General features: G+C 44.3%; 14 protein-coding genes and 1 pseudogene. 14 read left to right on the top strand and 1 reads right to left on the bottom strand.

The genetic code is table 11. The annotated features are described in order from the left end of the window. The 6 genes and pseudogenes from A6049_RS33865 to A6049_RS02805 form a co-directional block, all read left to right on the top strand. A pseudogene (locus A6049_RS33865) lies at window positions 1-228 on the top strand (NADP-dependent phosphogluconate dehydrogenase); the annotation flags it as partial. 286 nt (window positions 229-514) lie between these two features. Beyond that, complete coding sequence (locus A6049_RS02825) at window positions 515-1618, top strand: metallophosphoesterase (RefSeq protein ID WP_063563122.1); 1104 nt, start codon at window positions 515-517, stop codon at window positions 1616-1618. 371 nt (window positions 1619-1989) lie between these two features. Continuing rightward, window positions 1990-2832: a BglG family transcription antiterminator LicT gene (licT, locus tag A6049_RS02820; protein ID WP_062328359.1), complete on the top strand. Its 843-nt coding sequence runs from the start codon at window positions 1990-1992 to the stop codon at window positions 2830-2832. Between the two features lie 144 nt (window positions 2833-2976). Beyond that, window positions 2977-4896 (top strand): beta-glucoside-specific PTS transporter subunit IIABC, encoded by a 1920-nt coding sequence (locus A6049_RS02815; RefSeq protein WP_063563121.1) that lies wholly within the window; start codon window positions 2977-2979, stop codon window positions 4894-4896. A gap of 59 nt (window positions 4897-4955) precedes the next feature. Further along, the gene (locus tag A6049_RS02810) at window positions 4956-6419 is read left to right on the top strand and encodes a glycoside hydrolase family 1 protein (protein WP_063563120.1); all 1464 of its coding nucleotides are present in this window, start codon (window positions 4956-4958) and stop codon (window positions 6417-6419) included. A 124-nt stretch (window positions 6420-6543) separates the two neighbouring features. After that, window positions 6544-7137 carry a 5' nucleotidase, NT5C type gene (locus tag A6049_RS02805; protein ID WP_063563119.1) on the top strand — a complete coding sequence of 198 codons (594 nt, stop codon included), beginning with the start codon at window positions 6544-6546 and terminating at the stop codon, window positions 7135-7137. Between the two features lie 31 nt (window positions 7138-7168). Here A6049_RS02805 and A6049_RS02800 read toward each other — a convergent pair whose 3' ends face one another. Next, window positions 7169-8050, bottom strand: coding sequence for an AraC family transcriptional regulator (locus A6049_RS02800; RefSeq protein ID WP_063563118.1), 882 nt, complete (start codon window positions 8048-8050; stop codon window positions 7169-7171). 137 nt (window positions 8051-8187) lie between these two features. Here A6049_RS02800 and A6049_RS02795 point away from each other — a divergent pair, with 137 nt between their 5' ends. The 8 genes from A6049_RS02795 to A6049_RS02760 all read left to right on the top strand — a co-directional run bounded on the left by A6049_RS02795 (window position 8188) and on the right by A6049_RS02760 (window position 19157). Further along, a complete protein-coding gene (locus A6049_RS02795) occupies window positions 8188-10899 on the top strand; it encodes an alpha-L-rhamnosidase (RefSeq protein WP_063563117.1) in 2712 nt (903 codons plus the stop codon). A 142-nt stretch (window positions 10900-11041) separates the two neighbouring features. Next, window positions 11042-11569 (top strand): GNAT family N-acetyltransferase, encoded by a 528-nt coding sequence (locus A6049_RS02790; protein ID WP_063563116.1) that lies wholly within the window; start codon window positions 11042-11044, stop codon window positions 11567-11569. A gap of 151 nt (window positions 11570-11720) precedes the next feature. Next, window positions 11721-12809: an acyltransferase gene (locus A6049_RS02785; RefSeq protein WP_063563115.1), complete on the top strand. Its 1089-nt coding sequence runs from the start codon at window positions 11721-11723 to the stop codon at window positions 12807-12809. Window positions 12810-12988: 179 nt separating this feature from the next. Beyond that, a complete protein-coding gene (locus A6049_RS02780) occupies window positions 12989-13549 on the top strand; it encodes a DEAD/DEAH box helicase family protein (RefSeq protein ID WP_063563114.1) in 561 nt (186 codons plus the stop codon). A 21-nt stretch (window positions 13550-13570) separates the two neighbouring features. Continuing rightward, the gene (locus A6049_RS02775; RefSeq protein WP_063563113.1) at window positions 13571-13876 is read left to right on the top strand and encodes a hypothetical protein; all 306 of its coding nucleotides are present in this window, start codon (window positions 13571-13573) and stop codon (window positions 13874-13876) included. Between the two features lie 687 nt (window positions 13877-14563). Continuing rightward, complete coding sequence (licT, locus tag A6049_RS02770; protein WP_063563219.1) at window positions 14564-15403, top strand: BglG family transcription antiterminator LicT; 840 nt, start codon at window positions 14564-14566, stop codon at window positions 15401-15403. A gap of 366 nt (window positions 15404-15769) precedes the next feature. Then, window positions 15770-17680, top strand: a complete 1911-nt coding sequence (locus A6049_RS02765) for a beta-glucoside-specific PTS transporter subunit IIABC (RefSeq protein ID WP_063563112.1) — start codon at window positions 15770-15772, stop codon at window positions 17678-17680. 34 nt (window positions 17681-17714) lie between these two features. Next, window positions 17715-19157 (top strand): 6-phospho-beta-glucosidase, encoded by a 1443-nt coding sequence (locus tag A6049_RS02760; protein ID WP_063563111.1) that lies wholly within the window; start codon window positions 17715-17717, stop codon window positions 19155-19157. Window positions 19158-19456: the final 299 nt, after the last annotated feature.

The following is a 19456-nucleotide window of genomic DNA, read 5'->3' as shown; positions in this document are numbered from 1 at the left end:
GTTGAATCCTACCAAGGTGCATGGCGTGAAGTCGTTGCAGCTGCGGTAACTCAAGGAATTCCAGTTCCTGGATTCTCAAGCGCGTTGTCTTACTATGACAGCTACCGCACTGAACGTTTGCCTGCGAACCTGTTGCAAGCACAACGTGACTACTTTGGCGCTCACACATTCAAACGTGTGGACAAAGAAGGTTCATTCCACTTCCAATGGATGGACACCAACGAGTAATATGTAATTCGAGATCATTAAGCATTCCTGTGCTCGTTCATGATGTTAGTTAGTCATGAGCGGACGCAGGAATGCTTTTTTATTCAGATGACAGGCTATGGGTCGACGTATCGCCTAAATAATGATTGGAATTTAAGTATTCCAAATTGTAATAAATTGTACGCATCTGAGGAATGGAAACAGATGTCCTCACCCCTTTAACTACGTTATACTTGTGCAGATGGACTGGAATTTGGTTAAGAGAAAATTCAGCAATCAACTTATTGACGTGGAGGTTAACGGAGGCATGTTCGTACTTGCAGGCATCTTGTTTTTGGTAGTGTACGGTTTATTAGTGTTTTACATAGGACGGAGCGGATGGAGCTGGATGAAGCCGGTTGTACCTGCGAGATTTCGTTGGTTTTACATCGTTGCGCTCGTATTCCTTTCAATTTCTTTCATACTGGCAAGGTTGTTTGGAAGTATTTCCTTCCTGAGTGTTATTGGTTCATACTGGCTTGCAATCTTTTCTCTGCTGTTATTAATTCTGCCCGTGGTTCATCTAACGCTATGGTTGCTTAGACTAACCCGTATTCCAAGACATTACGCTCATAAATGGGCAGGGGTGGTCACTCTCGTGCTCTTGCTGTCCACGTTGGGCTACGGTATCTATAACGCCTATAGTCCAGTCGTAAGACAATACAGCATTCACATTGATAAAAAAGTGGAAGGTGTCGACAGCCTCAACATTGTTATGGCTGCAGATATGCACTTTGGTCTATTGTCCGGTCCTGCTCATGCTAAACGCATGGTGGAAGAAATTAACGCACTGAAGCCGGATTTGGTACTGTATCCTGGTGATATTATCGATGATAACCTGGATATGTATCTCAAGAGTGGGATTGCGGATATTATTAGCGACATTCAGGCTCCTTACGGGGTGTACGCCTCACTGGGCAATCACGACAAGTATAATGGTCCGATCGAGGATTTGATTGCTGCTCTGGAGAAGAGTAATTTGCAAGTTCTGTATGATGATAAAATTACATTGGATGACAAGATCATCCTAATTGGACGCAAAGACCGGACAGAGAAGGATCGTTCAGAAGTAGAGACATTGATGCAGGATACTGACTTGAGTAAGCCTGTGCTCATGATGGATCACCAGCCTTATGATTTGGATATTGCGGAACAGAACAACGTAGATTTGGTTGTGTCTGGTCACACCCATCGTGGTCAGATCGCACCCGCTCAATTTATTACTAAGGCCATCTACGAGAATGATTGGGGTTATCTCCAAAAAGGGTCCATGCACTCTATCGTGACCTCTGGATTCGGCTTCTGGGGACCTCCGATTCGTACTAGCAGTCGTTCGGAGATTGTACAGATTCATGTGACGTTCCAACAATAATTAGCGATATGAGTAACAGTGAGCCCTTCGGAAGGAGGGCTCCTATTTGTGCTCAAGTCAGATGAGTTACCGTGAAAAGAAAACATTCCCACTTTGAGTATAAGACTTCTCCAGTTTGTTTCTGTATCAACATGTACATATTAAGACTGCATACCCCTCACCCGTGGAACTGTAGGGAAATATTTCTTGAAAGCAAGATGAAGTGAAATAGCAGTGGTAGCATTTTGGGTTGACACCGTTTTCAGGTTGTGATAGATTATATCCGAGGCTTGTTACCGGTAATGCGGGCAAAACCACTATGGAAATGATTTTATTATTTCTATTTTGGTTTTGCCCTTTTTTAATCCTCAAAAAAAACAGGTGGGTCCATAATGATTATTAAACAGATATTTAATAACAATATTGTCAGTACCGTGGATGACAAAAACCAGGAACTGCTGATCCTCGGCCGGGGTATCGGATTTAAGTTCAAGGCGGGCGATGAGATTGATGAAGAACGGATTGAGAAAGTATTCCGGCTTCAGGATGCATCGATCTATGAGAAGTTCAAGTCCATCGTCACGGAAGTGCCGATTGAAATTCTGCAGGCGACAGATGATATTGTGACACTGGCACGTACGCAATTGAACAAAACCATCAGTGACGGGATTTATGTCTCACTGTCGGATCACATTCATTTTGCTGTCCAGCGCCTGGAAAAGGGAATGATTACACGCAATCCGCTCTCCTGGGAAGTGCAGCATTTCTACAAGGCCGAGTTCGACGTGGCCCGGGAAGCGCTCACCCTGCTGAAGGAAAGACTGGATGTGGAGTTTCCGAAGGATGAAATATGCAACATAGCGCTGCATTTCATCAATGCGGAAGTCAATGATTCCATGAACGATGTGACTCATTTGATGCAGCTGCTTCAAGAGATCATGAACATTATCAAATATCACTTCAATGTCGAATTGGATGAAGATAGCGTCAACTATTTCCGTTTCATTACTCATTTGAAGTATTTCTGCCAACGGGTAATTACCCACTCGTCACATGACGATGCGGAGGAGTATTTATACGAGGTTGTACGGAAAAACTATCCCGAAACCTTCAAATGTATCGGCAAAATTGAGACTTTTATCCATAAGAACTATCAGTATGATATGACGCATTCGGAACAGTTGTATCTGACCCTTCATCTGGAGCGGTTAATGAAACCGAAGCGTGACCAATGAAATATCAGCACATGAACCAAAACCTAACTAAATATCTAATGGGCTTGTTACTGTTCAATCAGGCAATACCCGAATGAATGACACGTAGAAGACGTGGCTATTTGTTCGGGTATTTTTTATTGGAAAAATGAGGAGGACATGATCATGAAACATCAGGAAACGGCACAGGAAATCATCAAAGCCGTTGGGGGAACAAACAATATCAACTCAGTGTATCATTGCGTCACACGACTGAGATTTGATCTGAAAAATAACGATAAAGTGGATAATAATTCACTTAAGAAACTGGATAAAGTCATGGGAACAAATATCTCAGGAGATCAATTCCAGGTGATTATCGGGAATGACGTGTCCAAAGTATTTGATGCTATGGTGAAGGAACATCCGGCAATACAGCAAAGTACAGAAAATAAACAGCCTAAACCGGAAAAAAGTAAAAATGTAATTCTTAATATTTTTGAGACGATTGCGGGTGTCTTTGCACCAATGCTTCCAGCGATTACAGCTGCGGGTATGCTCAAGGGATTGCTTGCATTATTCGTATCCCTGGAGTGGATGTCAGCAGGCACTGACACGTACCGTATCCTTTCCGCCATTGGGGATGGCGTATTTTACTTCCTTCCGCTGCTGATCGCAGTTAGTGCCGCTCGTAAATTCGGCAGTAATCCGTTTGTAGCCATTGCGCTAAGTACTGCGCTGATGTATCCCGATATGGGCGCATTGCTATCCAGCGGTGAATCGGTTGCGTTTATTGGTATTCCGGTAACGGCTGTCAGCTATGCCTCATCGGTTATTCCGATTTTGCTTGCCGTATGGCTGATGTCTTATGTTGAGAAATGGGTTGACCGCGTTATTCCAGCAGCATTGAAGTTGCTGCTTGTGCCACTGATTACCTTGCTTGTTATGGTTCCGGTAACACTGATTGCGATCGGTCCACTGGGAACATTTGTAGGTAGCGGCTTGTCCGGTGGTATTAACTGGCTGCTGAACGAAGGCGGATTAATTGCAGGGATTGTTCTGGGCGGCGCGATGGCGCTCATTATTATGACAGGTATGCACTATGCGCTCGTACCGATCATCCTGAGCAATATTGCTACATTAGGCTTCGATAAATTCTTGCCACTGACGTTCATCTCCAATATGGGACAGGCCGGAGCGACGTTAGGCGTATTCTTCCGTGCAAAAGACAAAAAGCTCAAAACCGTTGCATTGTCCACCAGCTTCACAGCTCTGATGGGTGTAACCGAGCCAGCCATGTACGGCGTAAACATGAAATATAAAAAACCGTTTGCCGCTGCGATGATTGGTAGTGCAGTGGGTGGCGGATTCGCTCTTGCTTTTGGAGCCAAAGCTTATGTGCTTGCAGGTAACGGTGGTCTCCCGGGTCTGCCATCCCTGATCGGACAAACCTTCTGGTACTCCTTTGGCGGTATGATTCTTGCCTTTGTCGTGGGTGCAATTATGTCAACTGTGTTCGGTATCAAGGAAGAAGAGGGCGATGCCGAGGCATTGGCTCAATTCTCACCAGGCGCTTCTACGACACCAGCGGCAGCACCTTCCAACAATGCTGCAACTGTGAACGTGGACGATATGGGGGCTCCAACACCAACAAGTGATGCGGTAGCCATCGCACCGATGACGGGTAAAGCAATTGCACTCAAAGAAGTTAATGATCCAACGTTTGGCGATGAATTGATGGGTAAAGGTGTGGCATTTGTTCCAACGGTTGGCGAACTGGTGTCACCAGTTACAGGTACCATCATGAATGTGTTCAAAACGAAACATGCGATCGTGGTCCGCAGTGATAACGGAATGGAGCTTCTGATCCATGTGGGGATCAACACTGTGAAACTGCGCGGTCAGTATTTTGAGGCCCATGTCGCTACGGGAGCATGTGTACAGGCCGGAGATAAGTTACTCACGTTTGAACTTGATCAAATCTCCAAGGAATATGACATTACAACGGCGATGGTCGTTACGAATACAGCAGATTACAAGCAGGTTCTGCCTGTGAAATTGGGTGCAATTACAATCGGTGAAGAAGTATTGAAAGCTGAAATTTAAAGTCTAAAGACGAACTTAAGAAGAAATAGACGACATCAATAAGAAGAGGAGAGATACGCATGATCAATCGACAAGGGTTTCCAGAAGGTTTTTTGTGGGGCGGCGCAATTGCTGCCAACCAGGCTGAAGGTGGATTTGATGCAGGGGGCAAAGGTTGGTCCACAGCGGATATGGTTCCTTATTTTGAGAAAAAGGATTACACCAACCTTAGAGAACTGATGCACGTGACCAGTGCAACGGTTGAGAAAGCGATGGCTCACCACAGTGCGAAGGGATACCCGAAGCGTTACGGTATTGATTTCTATCACCGCTTCAAAGAGGACATTGCGTTATTCGCCGAGCTGGGCTTCAAGACATTCCGTCTTTCCATCAACTGGCCGCGTATTTTCCCGAATGGGTACGACGCAGAGCCGAATGAAGAAGGATTGCGTTTCTATGATGAAGTATTCGACGAATTGCGTAAACACAATATCGAACCTCTCGTGACGCTCTCTCACTATGAAATGCCGATGTCATTGGTATTGAAGTACAACGGCTGGGCAGGTCGGGAAGTTATCGGACATTTTGTAAGATACGCCGAGACCGTAATGAATCGCTACAAAGACAAGGTGAAATACTGGCTGACGTTTAATGAGATCAACACAACCATTATTGAGCCATTCACGGGTGGAGGCATCATTGAAGATCGTGTCGATAATGTGATGCAAGCTTCCTATCAAGCACTTCACCATCAGTTTGTTGCCAGCAGTCTGGTAACGCAGAAGGCGCGTCAGATTAACCCGGACTTCCAGATTGGCTGTATGCTTGCGCGCATGATTCACTACCCGGCCACGTCGAAGCCGGAGGATGTATTGCAAGCTCAGATCGATAATCAGCTGAACCTGTTGCATACTGATGTACAAGTGCGAGGAAGTTATCCAACCTTTATGGCTCGTTATTGGGCTGAACATGACATTTCCATTGCGATGGAAGCAGGAGACGAAGCGATCATGAAAGAGCATACGGTTGATTTCATCTCGTTCAGCTATTACACATCGCTGGTATCCGCAGTGAATCCGGAGGAATATGGGGTAACTGGAGGCAACCTGTACAGCACGATTAAGAACCCGAACCTGGAGCGTACAGAATGGGGCTGGCAGCTTGATCCGATCGGACTTCGTGTGGCGCTAAAAGAGCTGTATGATCGTTATCAATTGCCATTGTTTGTCGTGGAAAACGGACTTGGGGCCAAGGATACCGTAGAGGCCGATGGTTCCATTAATGATGATTATCGGATAGATTATCTGAGAAAACATATTACACAAATGAAAGAAGCAGTCATGGATGGGGTAGACCTTATGGGTTATACCAACTGGGGTGCGATTGATATCATCAGTGCGTCCACTTCGGAAATGTCCAAGCGTTATGGCGTAATCTACGTCGATCAGGACGACAACGGACAAGGCACATTGAATCGCTATAAGAAAAAGAGCTTTGGTTGGTATCAGAACGTCATCGCTACGAATGGCGAAGATTTGGGTTGATTTCGGGGGCAGTCCTTGCGCAGCAGTTATTGCGGCGCAGGGGCCGCTTTTTATTTTGAGCTCAAAAAGGATAGCGCTGTTACAACGATGATGATATACTGTGATCCTATTGGAGGGGATAAAGATGAAGAAACCTATTATTGCTGTAGATATGGATGACACCATATGTCATCTGGTCAAGCGAGCCATCTATCATAACAACATCAACTTCCCAACCCATCCGCTGCGATATGAGGATATGATACATTGGGACACATCCCATATGCGCCATCCGGAATGTACACATGATGTATTTTACGGTCGGCCAGGGCTGTTTGAGGAACTGGAGATTTACGATGAATATGTAGTAGAAGAGGTGGAAAAGCTCCATCAAGCCTATGATCTGCTAATCCTAACGGCGGCTGAGCCCAAAACGGTTGTGGAGAAGTGGAATTGGCTTCAGAAGCACATGCCATACATATCTCCAGAACAGTTTATAACCTGTAAACGGAAAAACTTGATTAACTTCGATCTGTTAATTGATGATGGAGCACATAATCTGATACCCGCGATGAATGACGGAAAAAAAGTCATCTGTATCCCTCATCCTTGGAATATAAACGAACGGGAGCAGCATCAGTTTCCGTTAATGACCTCTTGGAAAGGTGCAAAGGCTTATGTAGATCGTCTGCTTGAAACAGAACATGCAGATAGCAAGCTTGATTCGCTACAGAGATGATTCCTGGAAAAGGAACGGAAGGCAGGAACACTTAATTCAATGGTTCAGTTCTGAAGTTCCTGCGATAGCTCTGCGGGGTTTCTCCCGTAATTCGTTTAAAGACAGCGTAAAATGAATCTACATCCCGGTAACCTACAAGTTCAGCAATTAAACTGACTTTATGTTGTGAATTCTTCAGCAATTCACAGCTTTTTTGTATGCGCAAATGTTGTAGATAAGCACCAAATGTCCGCCCGGTATGGGTCACGAACATGCGCCCAATATGTCTTTCGCTCCAACCAGAAATACTCACCAGTTCGCTTAGACGGATTCGTTCGTTAACATTTTGGTCCAGGTAATGAAGGATATGTTCCATATCAGTCGCATTTTCCTTCTCTTTGCAGGTAGCTTGATGGATCTGTCTGTAAGTCGTCACGACGAGTTGGCTAACAAGCGTATACAGGATCGTGGAAGAGCCGATTCCCGGAACGGCAGATTCGCGGTACAGTTTTACCATTAATTCTTCCATCCGTTGGCTGTAATCTGTGATGGATACATAAGGAACCCGATTCTTTTCCAGGTCTGTCAGATGGTTTCGAATCTCCTGCTCCTGAATAATAATGGACAGGGTGTGGATCAGTTCGGAATTGAACAGACAGTTATAGATAATGAGTGGATGCTCTGATACATTCGCAGTAGCTGGGCGGAATACATGAGGAACGCCGACTGGAATGACAAATAACATCCCTTTGTGTACCGGAATAATATCGTCACCAATGTGATGAAAGCCCTTTCCTTCTGCCACATAACTATACTCAACAAACTCGTGTGCGTGAAAGGGAACCATAAAATCCTCGGAACATCGGTTCACGAACAGCTTCAGATTATTCTGGAAAAAGGATTCACTCTTGAACAGCTGTATGGTTGGATTCACGGAATAGCCTCCTTAGTTGGAATGACCAGATTACCGGGTTAAACTGTCCTCATTACCGGGTATTTCCGATCACAGAATCGATATAATTATATCGTAACCTTGAATTGGAAACCACGATGGAAAGGGATGTTTCTCTGATGTTGACCATAAGTCATCTGCGTTGTGAGTATAGAGTAAATCCGATTGGACTAGATATCACGTCACCCAGATTAAGCTGGCATTTGCAATCCGATCACAGAAATTGTGTACAGTCAGATTATCAAATTCAGTTGTCACGGACGGAAGATTTTGCTCAGATGGAGTGGGATTCCGGCAAAAAAAGCTCTGATCAGTCCATTCATGTTGAACTGGAGCACTGGGTGCCCGAAGCACGAACCCGCTACTATTATCGCATTCGTGCCTGGGAACGTGCAGGAGATGAATCAGACTGGTCGGAGACAGCGTATTTCGAGACGGGATTCATGGGTAGTGAAGATGCCTGGCAGGCGGAGTGGATCACAGTCGATCCTTCCTCTCAGCAGGATGAGTCTTGCCCACGACTGCGTACCTCGTTTGAATTGAAAAAGCCTGTAGCTTCGGCCAGAATATATGTGACTGCACTTGGATTGTACGAACTTCATCTGAATAATCAGCGAGTGGGCGAAGCGTACTTCACCCCGGGCTGGACCAGTTATAGTAAGCGGTTGCAATATCAGGTCTATGATGTTACCGATCAGCTTCAGAATGGACAGAATATACTCGGTGCTTATCTGGGAGATGGCTGGTACAAAGGACATTTGGGATGGGAGAAAAAGCAGGAGATATACGGTACGAACGCAGGTTTGCTGCTGGAACTTCATATTCATTATACCGATGGTTCAGAAGAACGTATTATTTCGGATCGAAACTGGAAGAGTTCCCCCAGCGCTATTCGCAGTTCGGACATTTATATGGGGGAAACGTATGATGCACGTATGGAATCCGAATGGCAAGATTCATCCTCGGTCCAATGGTCGCCAGTACGTGTGCTGGATTACTCGAAGGAGATTATTATTGCACAAGAGAACGTTCCCGTAACGCCAATAGAGCAAATTAAACCTATCGCTTTGCTTACAACTCCACTGGGGGAACGTGTGCTGGATATGGGACAGAATATGGTCGGTTGGGTGAGATTCAGAATTCAGGGTGAAACGGGGCATACGGTTGAGTTGCTACATGCCGAGATATTGGATCATCAGGGTAATTTCTACACTGAAAACCTGCGTGGGGCAACTCAGTGCATTCGTTATACCCTAAAAGGCGGTGCAGTAGAGACGTACGAGCCACGTTTCACATTTCAGGGATTCCGTTATGTGAAGTTGATTGGATTCCCGGATGAGATTCGGCATGAGGATTTCACAGGTGTAGTTCTGCATTCCAATATGGAGCGAACCGGTGATTTCAAAAGCTCCAGTCCACTCGTGAATCAGCTTCATCACAATATATTGTGGGGGCAAAAAGGGAATTTCGTTGACGTACCGACAGATTGTCCGCAGCGTGATGAGCGGCTGGGCTGGACGGGAGACGCGCAGATGTTTATACGAACATCCTCATACCTGATGAATACGGCGCCTTTTTTCACCAAATGGCTGAGGGATCTGCAGGCGGATCAGGGGGAGGATGGAGGCATTCCTTTCTACGTTCCTGATTTGAGAAGTTCCACGTCAGACGGATGGGGGGATACGAATCATTCTTCCGCTGCCTGGGGGGATGCCGCGGTGATCTGTCCATGGACGATCTACGAGATGTACGGTGATGTCAGGCTGTTGGCCGAGCAATATGACAGCATGAAGCGCTGGATTAATTACATTCATGCTCAAGGAGAGAATCCTTACTTGTGGAATACTGGCTTCCACTTCGGGGATTGGCTCGGGCTGGATTCCAAGCCGGACAGCTATATTGGGGCTACAGATAAGGATTTCGTAGCAACTGCATTCTACGCCTATTCTGTTTCTCTAACACGGAAGGCGGCTGAGGTGTTAGGGCAAGCGGAAGATGTAACTTATTTTGATAATCTGCATGACAACATTGTTGCTGCCTTTCAAGATGAATTTGTGACACCTGCGGGCAAACTTGCAGTTCCCACTCAGACTGCCCATGTACTTGCTTTGCATTTTGACCTATTGGATTCTGCAGCTCGGAAACGTACCATTGATCAGTTGGGAAAACTGGTTGCGGACGCTGGCAACCACTTAACCACCGGATTTGTTGGAACACCTTATCTGAATCCGGTATTGAGTGATACGGGAAATCATGATCTGGCCTATACGCTGCTCTTTCAGGAAGACTATCCATCCTGGTTATATCAAGTGACACAAGGTGCAACTACGGTTTGGGAGCATTGGGACGGAATCAGGGAGGATGGCAGTCTGTGGAGTGCAGACATGAATTCCTTCAACCATTATGCATACGGCGCCATAGGGGAGTGGTTATATCGTTATGTTGCCGGAATTAACACAGATGAGCAACAGCCCGGGTTCCGCATCGTACACATCGAGCCCAAACCAGGACCAGGACTGGAGTGGGTCGAAGCGAGTTTCGAGACCATGTACGGTTCTGTCACATCCAACTGGTATCGCCGCGATAATAACGAGATGGAGGTTCGTGTGACCATTCCTGCCAATACGACAGGCACGCTCCTTCTTCCTGGAGCAGATGTACAGACAGTTCTGGAGAACGGAAAAGCTGTGGACCAAGTAGCGGACATTCACGAAATTCAAACGCAGGGATCAGATGTACGAATTGCTCTGGGATCAGGAAGCTATCAATTCACATACAAGGTAATTAAAGCAGATCAGGAAGTGCACGCACAACAGGTGGAATCAGTATAACTGGTGTGCATTAGAGGAATAAGCAAGCAGGATCGTGAACTAATATAATAGCGAAAGCTGGACCGAGTAGAGGATCTGCACACGCAGGTTCTCTTTTTTTTACTTGGACAGAGACATTATGAGTAAGGAGGACGTATTTAGAATGAGCAAAGAGAAAGTTAGACTAGTCAAACCTTCAGCTGAATATAAAGAAACGTATGCAGCATTTTATGAAGACTGGGTTGCAAGCGGAGAATCAATGGTACCGTGGGTCATTTCGAAAGAGCCCTATCCTTTTGAAGAGATGTTAGCTTTTTTGGAACGCAGTGAACAAGGCATCGATATTCCTGAGGGCTGGGTTAGGGACAGTACATACTGGCTCGTGACGGAGAGTGATCGAGTTGTTGGAGCCGTAAATATACGACATGAATTGAATGAGAAGCTGTTCCATAGCGGAGGGCATATTGGTTATGGAATTCGTCCAGGCGAGAGGCAAAACGGATACGGTGCAGAGATCCTCAAGCTTTCCTTGGAAATTACCAAAGATCTTGGGATTCCCAAAGTATTAGTCGTATGTGACGCACATAATGAGGCATCCAGAAGAGTTATTCTTCGTAACGGGGGCATCCAGGATCAAGACTATGTAGAACCTGACGGGAATATCGTTGAGCGGTTCTGGATAGGTAAATAGCTAATGTCGAATAATGCTGAATCTTGTTGTAATTTAACAAAAATAATATAGATCATGATTGTAATACCCACGTCTGCTGATTAAAATAAAGGTTAGAATCTGGATTGCGGCCGGAAACTATCATCCTATCAGGCATAAGTGAGGTTTTATTATGAATCAACCGGTTAATCGGCCCCGGCGTATTGAGTATCTGGATCTCTATCGTGCTTTTGCAATTATGGCAGTGGTCGCCATTCATGCGACTTCAACAGCAGTTGCACATTATCCCAAGCACACGTTGGATCATAACTTTTATTATTTTTGGAACAGCTTTTTGCAATTCGCCGTACCTGCATTCCTGTTTCTGTCCTCATTGGTGTTGTTCTACAATTACAGCTCCAAGATAAAGGAAAAGGGCTGGATGCCCGCTTTTTATAAAAAGCGATTATTTTATGTTTTTGTGCCTTATCTGGCCTGGTCACTCATTTATTTTATCATCAAACAATGGCTAGCAGGGAAAGAACCTCTGGCACATATGAAGCAGTTCTCGGAGCAATTGTTAACCGGTACTGCACACACGCATTTATATTTTTTTCTGATTATTTTGCAATTTTATGTGGTGTTTCCACTACTTCTATCGTTAACACGTTATCGTTTGTTTAATCGATATTTACCTTTGTTCTTTATTGCTGCGCAGGCTGTTTTTTACGCGTTGCATTTGCAGTTTCATTTCTCACGGATGGGGAGTTTGCTGCCCAGTTACCTAATTGTTATTGGATTCGGTGCATGGATTGGGTTGAACTTTGATGCGGCTTTGAAGAAATTGTTCTCGTACCGTTATGTGCTGATTGCTGCATTGTTGAGCGGAGGAGCAGTGTTTATTTACGGTAATACTTATATAAAAACGGCTTTCGCCGCAACTCCGGCGCTAACCTATACGTTGCTATTTCTATTCCGTAATCTGTTTACTCTCTCAGCCTGCTTACTCTTACTGATCGTATGTGAACGAATAGGTGCATGGAAACAGAATGGATCTAATCGGACAACTCGCATTCTGAACTCTTTGGGTACGGTGGCGTTTGGTGTATTCTTAATACACCCATTAGTGCTCTTGTTCTGGAGAAGAGAACTCACCGTGGAACTCGCCCCACACTTCAGTCTTGGTATTATGCTGTCTTATGTTGTGGCGATTTTGCTCTCATGGATTATTGCCATGGGACTTCGTCGAATGAAGTGGGGATGGGTTCTGATCGGACGTTAACGTTTGGCAGACTGTGTAACGATGAATATAAAGTAAAACCGAAAAAGAGATTTCAAGCCCTGAACATTCAGCGGGTGACTTGAAATCTCTTTTTTATTTGTCGAAGAGGCGTTATTATGGACTAATGTCCATAAAATTCAAGTAATGGAATACATGTTGTTAATGTCAGGAGTGGTGGAATGAAGTTCATCATTATTTTTGGTCCACAGGCTGTAGGGAAAATGACGGTGGGTCAGGAATTGGAGAAGATCACCGATCTGAAATTGTTTCACAATCATATGACGATTGAATTGGTGTCCCCTTATTTCAGTTATGGTACACCTCAAGGAAAGAGACTTGTTAATCTGTTCCGTCAGGAGATTTTTGAAGAAGTGGCGAAGAGCGAGCTGCCCGGTTTGATTTTTACATTTGTGTGGGCATTCGATATGAAAGAGGATTGGGAGTACATTCGCAAAGTCAGTGCGTTGTTTGAGTCCAGAGGTGCAGAGGTATGTTATGTTGAACTGGAGGCTGATCTGGCGGAACGATTGGAGCGTAACAAGAGCCCATATCGGCTGCTGCACAAAGCAACGAAGCGTAATGTCGAATGGTCAGAGCAGGATCTGCTTTCGAGTATGGAGAAATATCGATTGAACTCCGAGCCTGGAGAAATTACGCATGAGCATTATATTCGGATTAATAACACTGACAAGAGCCCGAAAGACGTGGCACAGCTAATCCAAGAACGATTCAAACTGTAATTGAAAGTGGAGGGGAAAAGCATGTATATCATTTTGGCTTTAATAGTAGGATTTGTTCTGTGTCTTCTGATGCCATATGGTACGATTCTGGCAGGCGCGATTATATTTGCACTTGTTGCAGACAATTATCGTCAGACCATGAGTATGCGCGAGGATATTCGATCCATCAAGCATCATCTAGGATTGATGCACAAGGGCGAAGCGGAAGAGTACCAGATCGATAAACAGTTAACGGATATCGAACACTTGGATTCGGACCAGTTGAAGATCATTAATCGAAGAATCGAAGCAGAACTGGAGAAGGAAAGCAAAAAGAATAAATCATGATGAACCGACTACACGAAAAATGAAGAAATAGAGTGCCAATGGATTCGAGAGATGATATATGTCTGCAAAAAAGTGAGAAAAGCGTGACGAAATAATGATAATTAATTTTTTTTGTATGCAATTTTTCATCATTCGGACACATTAAGTCCTCCTCTAAGGAGGGCTTTTTTGTTTATTTATGATCCGAATTCAACAGAATTTCAAGAAGCATATTAGCCAAAATATAGTGAATAAGTGCAAGCACTTTTTATCTGAACTGGCGCGAAAATGTTCATGAACGTATCTATAAATTTTGGTTTATTAATGGACGAAGTGGAAGGCGAGGAGTAGGCTGAATGATACAGATCTAATACAGACAGGTATTGAAATTCTGGATCTGGAGCTCTGGGTGCAAGTATAATTCCCTGGATAAGGCGTCATGCTAAGGGAGTGCTTATAATGGGAAGGTAGATAGATACAGAATGATTATTCGCAAACAGAAAAAAATACAAAGCAGATAAACAGATTCATTTATGCAATCAGAAAGTGTTTTTTTAGGTGGAAAGCATCATCGATTTTTTTGTTGCACAATGTAGAAAAATGTAATACCATGAACGCACATATAGTTAACATTGAAGTGAAATGGGCAAGGCCAGTGACCTCATGGAAGGCACGGTTTGCCTTTTTCTGTATATTGGAGTGGATAAAGTGAAGATCGAGAAGGTGTTAAACAATAATGCTGTAGTTGCGATTAAAGATGAACGTGAAGTCATCGTTATTGGCCGGGGAATTGCTTTTCAGAAGCGAGCCGGCGATGAGGTGTCGGAGCAGCATATTGATAAGATATTTACTTTACAGAATGAAAATATTCAGGAAAATTTCAAGGCATTAATCGCGAGCATACCACTGGAATACATGAAAGTGTCTGAAGAGATTATTGCCTATGCCAAGCTGAAGCTTGGGAAAAAGCTAAACGAGAGTATCTATCTGCATCTGACGGATCATATTCATTTTGCCATTGAACGTTATCGTAACAATCTGCCCATCCGTAATGGACTGCTGTGGGAGACCAAGCAACTCTACAAGGACGAATATGAGGTAGGGCTGGAAGCGTTAAATATGATTTGTGATCAGTTTGGTGTGCTTTTGCCGGAAGATGAGGCGGGGTTTATGGCACTTCATTTTGTAAATGCAGCACTTAACGAAGAGATGCCTAACATCCGAAGCATGACTCAGGTCATGCAGGAGATTTTGACGATCATCAAATATCATTTCAAAATGGACTTTGACGAGAACTCATTGAATTATTATCGATTTGTGACTCATCTGAAGTTTTTCGCCCAACGGCTGGTAAAAGGCAAGCATTATAAGAGCAACAACGACGATGAGTTATTCGAGATGATTCAGAAAAAGTATCCTGAAGCGCACAAGTGCTCGGAGAAGATTAGAAAATTCATTGAAAATAACTACACGTATCAACTGACTAACGAAGAAATGATGTATTTAACCATTCATATTGAGCGTGTGGTGCATGCCACTTCAGAGTAACGATATTACAAAATAAAGATTCTTAAAAAAACGCTTGCAAAAGATTAGAAGTTATTATATTATGAATCCATAAAGTAAGCGCATACATCAATCGGATTGTAACTGTTCAATCAGGCAATTCCGATACTTCCGACCACTCTGGGTCCGTAAAGATGGGTTGCAACTTACTTTAAGATGAAGTTGTTAATGCTACAACTGAATATCGCTGTGTACAGCCTTACAGGGTTGCAACCGTTAAGGGCAAAACCTGAATTGCTGAATATCACGACTTGTTTCCGGATTTTTCGGTGCGTTGTGTATGTTCAGTAGTTCAGGTTTTCTTTGTTTCACAAGCATCGGGAGTCTACTTAGAGAGGGAGAATTACTATGAACTACGATCAACTGGCCAAAGACATCTTGTCTGGTGTAGGCGGAGCTAAAAACGTAAACAGTGTATTCCATTGCGTAACGAGATTGCGCTTTAAACTCAAAGATGAAAGCGTTGCTAAAACGGAAGAACTTAAAAATCTGCCGGGTGTCATTACCGTCATGCAGAGTGGTGGACAATATCAGGTCGTAATCGGCAATGAAGTGCCGGATGTATATAAAGCTGTTGTAAAAGCTGGTAATCTGCCTGCTGAGGGCCAGGTTCCAGAAGAACAGGAAAGTTCTGGTAACAAGGGGAGTTTGTTTAGTCGCTTTATTGATATGATTTCTGGTGTCTTCACTCCGCTGCTTGGACTGCTGGCTGCGACGGGGATGATCAAAGGTTTTACAGCCATGTTTTTGTCCTTCGGATGGATAGCGGACACATCAGGTACGTACCATCTGCTGAATGCAACGGGCGACTGTCTGTTCTACTTCTTCCCGGTATTCCTGGGTTATACGGCCATCAAAAAATTTGGCGGCTCACCGTTCCTCGGTATGGCGATTGGAGCTACACTCGTATATCCTACGCTGTCCGGTTTGACTGCGGGTGATCCACTGTATACGTTGTTCGCAGGTACATTATTTGAATCACCAATTCACATTACGTTCTTGGGTATTCCTGTAATCCTGATGAATTACTCATCATCAGTTATTCCGATCATTATCGCTACATTCTTTGCAGTGAAAATAGAGAAATTCTTCAAAAATGTTATTCCTAAAGTGGTTAGTACGTTCCTGGTTCCATTCTTCACACTGCTGGTTATCGTTCCTGCAACATTCCTTGTAATTGGTCCAATATCCACATGGGCAGGTCAATTGATTGGTGCGGGAGCAACAGGCATCTATGAATTAAGCCCACTCGTTACAGGTTTGGTCATTGGCGGTTTGTGGCAAGTGTTTGTATTGTTTGGTCTTCACTGGGGACTCGTACCAGTCATGCTTCTGAACCTGAGTACGTCCGGTTCTGACCCAGTGGTTGCGATGTCTTTCGCCGCTTCCTTTGCCCAAATTGGTGCAGTACTCGCCGTTATGTTAAAAACCAAAAATGCCAAATTGAAATCATTAAGTATTCCAGCTTTCATCTCGGGGATCTTCGGTGTAACTGAGCCAGCCATCTATGGTGTGACACTTCCACTGAAAAAACCATTTATTATGAGCTGTATCGCAGGTGGTATTGGAGGCGGAATTCTAGGATTATTCGGATCGAAAATGTACATGTTTGGCGGACTTGGCGTATTCGGCTATCCGACCTTCATCAACTCAAAAACAGGCGTTGATTCCGGGTTCTACATGGCTCTTGTAGCTACAGCGGTTGCGTTCATCCTTGGTTTTGTTCTTACGTATGTTGTTGGTTTCAAAGACAAAGCAGACGCAGTTCCAGCGCCAACACCTGTACTTGATCCAAACCCGAACAACAGATATGAAATTTTCAGCCCAATGGCTGGTGAAGTGGTTGAACTGAAAGAGATCAATGATGTTACCTTTGCAGGAGAGCATATGGGTAAAGGGATTGCGATTCGTCCAACCAGCGGCAGAGTCGTATCTCCAATCATGGGTGTCGTACAAACGGTATATCGCACCAAACACGCCATTGGACTTGTCACTGATGATGGTGTTGAGATGCTGATTCATATCGGACAGGATACGGTGCAATTGAAAGGTCAGCATTTCACAGCTCATGTAAAAGATGGCGACCGCGTTAATGTGGGCGATCTGATCATGGAATTTGATCTGCAAGCGATCAAGGATGCCGGATATGAGACGGTTACACCGATAATTATTACGAACACGTCCAATTATCTGGATGTAGTAGGCACGAAGGATGCATCTGTGAAAGAGAAAGACAAATTGCTTACAGTTCTCGGTTAAATGAACGTTCATTATGGATAGGAGGTAGACGTGAATGTATGAAAAATTAACAGCCTTCCCGGAGAATTTTCTCTGGGGAGGAGCAACGGCCGCGAACCAGCTTGAAGGAGCCTATCTTGAAGGTGGCAAAGGGTTAACTACGGTTGACCTGATCCCCACGGGGGATAATCGCTTCCCGATTGCTTTGGGAAATCTCAATTCATATGAGCCCAAAGATGGCGAGTTTTATCCTTCGCATGAAGCGATTGATTTCTATCATCGATACAAAGAAGATATCGCACTATTTGCGGAAATGGGATTCAAGTGCTTCAGGCTCTCTGTAGCCTGGGCACGGATTTTCCCTAATGGCGATGACGCTGAGCCGAACGAGGCGGGATTGCAGTTTTACGATGATGTCTTCGACGAGTTATTGAAGTACAATATTGAACCTGTGGTCACAATCTGTCACTTTGATGTCCCTGTACATCTGGTCGAAACGTATGGCGGGTGGAAGAACCGTAAGATGATTGGTTTCTTTGAGACTTACGCAAAGACATTGTTCGATCGTTACAAGGACAAGGTGAAATACTGGATGACGTTTAATGAAATCAATATGCTGCTGCATCTTCCATACATTGGAGCGGGTATTGTTCTTCAGGAAGGTGAGAATAAAGAGCAGGTTCTCTATCAGGCAGCGCATCATGAATTGGTTGCTAGTGCTTTGGCTGTGAAAGCCTGTCATGAGATCATTCCAGGTGCACAAATTGGTTGCATGCTAGCAGCAGGCATGGTTTATCCGTACACTTCCAATCCAGACGATGTATGGAAAGCCATGGAGCAGGACCGGGAGTCGTTCTTCTTTATCGATGTTCAGTCCAAAGGAGCGTATCCTGGGTATACGAAGCGTTTCTTCAGAGAACACGAAATTGTGATTGATATGCAGCCGGAAGATGCAGATATTCTCATGCAGAATACAGTCGATTATATCGGATTCAGTTATTACGCCAGCCGCTGTACAAGTACCGATCCGGAGATTTTGAAGGATTCGACCGAAGGCAATGTGTTTGGTTCAGTGAAGAACCCGTATCTTCAAGCTTCCGAATGGGGCTGGACGATTGATCCGAAGGGTCTTCGAATTACCTGTAACCAGCTGTATGATCGCTATGGCAAACCATTGTTTATTGTGGAAAATGGGCTTGGTGCAACGGATGTTTTACTAGACAATGACACCGTTGAAGACGATTACCGCATTGATTATCTGAATCGTCATTTTGCCGAGATGGCTGAAGCCATTCAGGATGGGGTTGAGCTTCTGGGTTACACGAGCTGGGGACCGATTGATCTGGTCAGCGCGGGTACAGGGGAGATGAAAAAACGTTACGGTTACATTTATGTAGACCGGAACAATGATGGAAGCGGCACACTTCGCAGAGTGAAAAAGAAAAGTTTCCATTGGTACAAAGAGGTTATCGCCAATAATGGAGCGCAATATTTTTAACTCCAGGTGTAGTCCCTTTCGAATATTACAAAGAGCAGTCTCGTTGACACGGGATTGCTCTTTGTATATGAGGGATGAATTTGACTCATAATTTGTTTCATATATATAATGAAAAGATCAAGAGAATCTTGTCACTTAAGAAGGGAGGAGCATCCAATCATGAAGAAAAAATCACTTGCGTTTATATCTCCGGGATATGGATACTCCACTGCTGTCTTTTTCTAGAACCTATTCCAAGGGAGAAGTGTGCCCAAATGAGGAAGAAAACTAGGGAATATCGCAGAAAAATCTTAAGAATG

The sequence above is a fragment of the Paenibacillus sp. O199 genome (assembly GCF_001636635.1).
Taxonomy (GTDB): Bacteria; Bacillota; Bacilli; order Paenibacillales; family Paenibacillaceae; genus Paenibacillus; species Paenibacillus marchantiae.
Note: the sequence above shows the minus strand (reverse complement) of the source record. Positions and strands in the feature narration are given on the sequence as shown.